This window comes from Nonomuraea sp. NPDC050404, assembly GCF_040655495.1.
Lineage (GTDB): Bacteria > Actinomycetota > Actinomycetes > Streptosporangiales > Streptosporangiaceae > Nonomuraea.
Window position 1 is genome coordinate 1 of the sequence record NZ_JBFAKB010000076.1, and the last position, 3,378, is coordinate 3,378.

General features: G+C 30.9%; 5 protein-coding genes and 1 pseudogene. 4 read left to right on the top strand and 2 right to left on the bottom strand.

Annotation, left to right across the window (positions count from 1 at the left end):
- Positions 1 to 320: 320 nt before the first annotated feature.
- The 3 genes and pseudogenes from mobC (at position 321) to AB0I81_RS63790 (ending at position 2,326) form a co-directional block, all read left to right on the top strand.
- On the top strand, positions 321 to 803 hold the full coding sequence (gene mobC / locus AB0I81_RS63780; RefSeq protein WP_360680614.1) for a plasmid mobilization relaxosome protein MobC: 483 nt from the start codon (positions 321 to 323) through the stop codon (positions 801 to 803).
- Positions 804 to 823: 20 nt separating this feature from the next.
- Positions 824 to 1,579: pseudogene (locus tag AB0I81_RS63785) on the top strand (relaxase/mobilization nuclease domain-containing protein); the annotation flags it as partial.
- A 42-nt stretch (positions 1,580 to 1,621) separates the two neighbouring features.
- Positions 1,622 to 2,326, top strand: a complete 705-nt coding sequence (locus tag AB0I81_RS63790; RefSeq protein ID WP_360680621.1) for a hypothetical protein — start codon at positions 1,622 to 1,624, stop codon at positions 2,324 to 2,326.
- A 310-nt stretch (positions 2,327 to 2,636) separates the two neighbouring features.
- Here AB0I81_RS63790 and AB0I81_RS63795 read toward each other — a convergent pair whose 3' ends face one another.
- Positions 2,637 to 2,786, bottom strand: a complete 150-nt coding sequence (locus AB0I81_RS63795; RefSeq protein WP_023349298.1) for a hypothetical protein — start codon at positions 2,784 to 2,786, stop codon at positions 2,637 to 2,639.
- A 108-nt stretch (positions 2,787 to 2,894) separates the two neighbouring features.
- On the opposite strand from AB0I81_RS63795, the gene AB0I81_RS63800 reads away from it, so the two are divergent.
- Positions 2,895 to 3,047, top strand: a complete 153-nt coding sequence (locus AB0I81_RS63800; protein ID WP_351154031.1) for a hypothetical protein — start codon at positions 2,895 to 2,897, stop codon at positions 3,045 to 3,047.
- A 55-nt stretch (positions 3,048 to 3,102) separates the two neighbouring features.
- Here AB0I81_RS63800 and AB0I81_RS63805 read toward each other — a convergent pair.
- On the bottom strand, positions 3,103 to 3,378 hold a 276-nt coding region (locus tag AB0I81_RS63805; RefSeq protein ID WP_360680619.1), incomplete at its 5' end, for a hypothetical protein.

The following is a 3,378-nucleotide window of genomic DNA, read 5'->3' on the forward strand; positions in this document are numbered from 1 at the left end:
TCCACGTCCAGCCGACCCTGACCACCTCGGGAGGCGCGTGCCGCAGGCGGGAGGCCACGTACAGGGCCTCGCCGAGGGTCTTCTTGAATGGAGTGATAAGTTCATAATTACATTAACGCAAAAAAATATGTTCAAACTTTGACCGAAGATGAAGTTAAAAATTTGTGTTTTGAAGTCAAAGATTTATACGAAGATGTCTTAAAAGAATTTGAAATTAAGCTCTAATTTTTTTCAAAAAGGGGGATTGGGGGACACCACCAAAAATAAAAAGATTCGTCTGAAACGAACAAAAATAAAATTGGAAATTTTAGATTTTGTGAGTGAAAGATGAATACTTTTTACTGTACTTGGGTACCCAAGTGCGAAGTTCACTAAAGACACTAACCCCCTATTTTGAGCTTTTAGAGTTGACAGATATTTGTGAGGTTGACAAGATGAAAATAATTGAAAATCGTGAGAGAAGTATACAGAAAAAATTTCGTGTAAATGAAAAAGAGAACGAAAGAATTAAATTGATGATGAGAAAAACTGGTATCACTAATTTTTCTATTTTTGCTAGACGAGCCTGTTGCAATAAAGAGATTTTTTCTATTGATTTTTCAGAATATAAAAATATTATTTCTGAAATTTCTGCGACAAAATCTGAACTAAAACGTATCGGAAATAATATCAATCAAATTGCTAAACATTTAAACGAAAATAAAAATAATCAGACTGAAAGTTTGATGTCTGATTATCAAAATCAGTTAGAAAGTTTGGAAGAAAAAATTCAAAAAGTGGTTCATTATATTTCGGAGAGGTAGTAAAAATGACAGTGAGTTATATGCCAAAACAATCGAACGGAACAGTTCATTCTTCAAAAGATTTAAACCAACTCATTGATTATGTGATGAACTCCGAAAAAACAAATGACTTTGAATATGTTTCCGGTCAAAATATTTTAGATATTCATTCAACCTGTGATGAAATGTTAGCGACACGAACAATGGCTATCGCTTTAAAAAACAAGCCACGAAAAAACGAAAGGTTTGGTTATCATTTTGTCCAATCTTTTTCTCCTGATGACCATTTAACCCCTGAACAAGTTCATGAAATTGGTTGAAAAACCATGAAAGAATATCTCGGAAATTCTGCGGAATTTATTATTGCTACTCATACCGATAAGCCACACCTCCATAATCATATTGTGCTTAATGCAACTGACCCTTTAACTTTAAATAAATTTCAACAAAACAAAAATGATTTGGAACGATTGAAAGAAATTTCTGATAACATTTCTAAAGAATATGGTTGTAAAATTATTGTCCGTCCTGAACAAAAATTAGGAAACTCTCACAAAAATTATTTGGTCTATCTTGCTCAAAATTCTTACCGAAAAGAGATTAAAAACAAACTTGAATTTTTAATGAACCATTCTCACACTTGGGAAGATTTTAAAGAAAAAGCAAGAGCCTTAAATTTAAAAGTGGACGACACAAAAAAATATACCACTTATCTTTTAGAGGGAAGCGAACAAACCAAAAAAATTAGAGATAGAAGTTTAAAAAATGATAAATTTTTAAAAGAAAATCTCAAAGAACGGATAGAAAAAAATACCATTGGTTATTCAGTTGAGGAAGTCGTGAAACTTTGGAAAGACAAAGAAAGCATTCAAGAAAAAGGACAAGAAAAAGAAATTTCAATTTTGGTAGAAGATTGGCAAATTGAGAAAGAAACTGAAAATTTTTTATACGTAACGATTGATACTGTTTTAGATAAAGAAGCGACAATAAAGATACCTGCACGTTGTGTCGATAAATTAGAAAATGGCGATTATCAAGTCTTTATCAAAAATAAAGACCGATTTTCTTATCTTGATAAGAAAAGTCCGGCAAACCATAAAATCATGTATGGAACAACTGTTGCTAAAAATCTACAACGACAAAGTGGAAATGTCCCTCTTTATTCTGACAATGCCAATATCAAACTCAAACAAGTCTTTCATGAGTTCGATTTCTTGATTAGTCAAGGACTTGGTTTTGATAGAAGTTTTGAAACCATAGGAAAGGACTTAAAAGCCACCTATCAAGAAACAGAAAAGCAATTAGATAAATTAAATACAAAGATTATAGAGTATGTCGAACAAAACAAAAGTTTAGATTATGTAGATACCACTATCAGAGATACAATAAAAAATCTAAAACTTGAACGTGATGATTTAAGAGATACTTTATATAAAGTCGATAAAAACATTCAATACTATCAAAAATCAGAACAGCGATTAGAAGCCTATCAAAAAAATCAAAGTCCAAAACATAAAGCACGTGATGATGATTTTGAAATTTAGTCCGTTGAAAATTCTGATAAGTGTACAATAAAACAAGTCGGATCTAAAATTTTTGTTTTTTAAAATTTAAGACCGGACTTTTTTATTTGAGTTTTGAAAAAACTCTATTTTTTACAAAGTAAAAAATAATGCTCCTGTCGTTGAGCAAACCAACGAAAAAGCACTAAAGAAATTGAAAAATGAATTTTTCACTCCCTTTAATGCTTGAATCGTCCTATAAGCTCATATTTTGCCTTTTAAGCCCTTTTAAAAGCATTCTGATGGCGTTTTATTCATTGAGTTGACTCCTCTCTAACATAAAACTATAACTTTAGTTAAAGTAATCTTTATTCTTCTTGAAATGCTCTATTAAGGCTTCTCTTATAACAGCCTTTGCTCCGCCTTGAAGTTTACCTTTCTTCTTTCCTGCTATTTTAATTGCTTCTTTGAGTGCTGGTTCCATTGCTACTGAATAAATCACTTGTTCATCTTCAGCTTGTTGTTTCTCAATTTCTTTTTCGTACTCTTCCCATTTTTTTTGAACTTTCTTGTAAAAAACTTTTTGTTTGAGTTAGTCGGTTCTGTTTATGTGGAAGATGATTATATTAGACTTGTCTCTTTGAATGATGATATAGATTTTGAAGGCAATCGACTATTTCCTGATATTCTTCTTCCAAGAGATGAAAATACTCAAATCATTGGAAAAGTTATTGAAGCCTTTACTCCAATTGAAAAAGTATAAAAAAAGTGACAATAATTATTGATTTTCACTTTTTTTATTAAAATAGTACTCTGAATCATGTTGCTTTAGAATTGATTTTCGCTAGAGCTTCAAGTTTAATTCTTTCAAGACGAGCTAAATCATTTTGATTGGTTTCATTCTCATAATTAGAATTAGACCAAACAGAATCATCCATATTTAGGTTCTCTTTATTTGTTTCGTTTGAGTTTAATCTTTGTTTGAGCGCTTGATTATTCCAGTATTCCGCAAACATATTTTTCATTGACCCAAATAAATAGTTTTCGTAATTGGTTATTTCATTTTCTTTAGTTCTAATGGCATTAAAATAGCG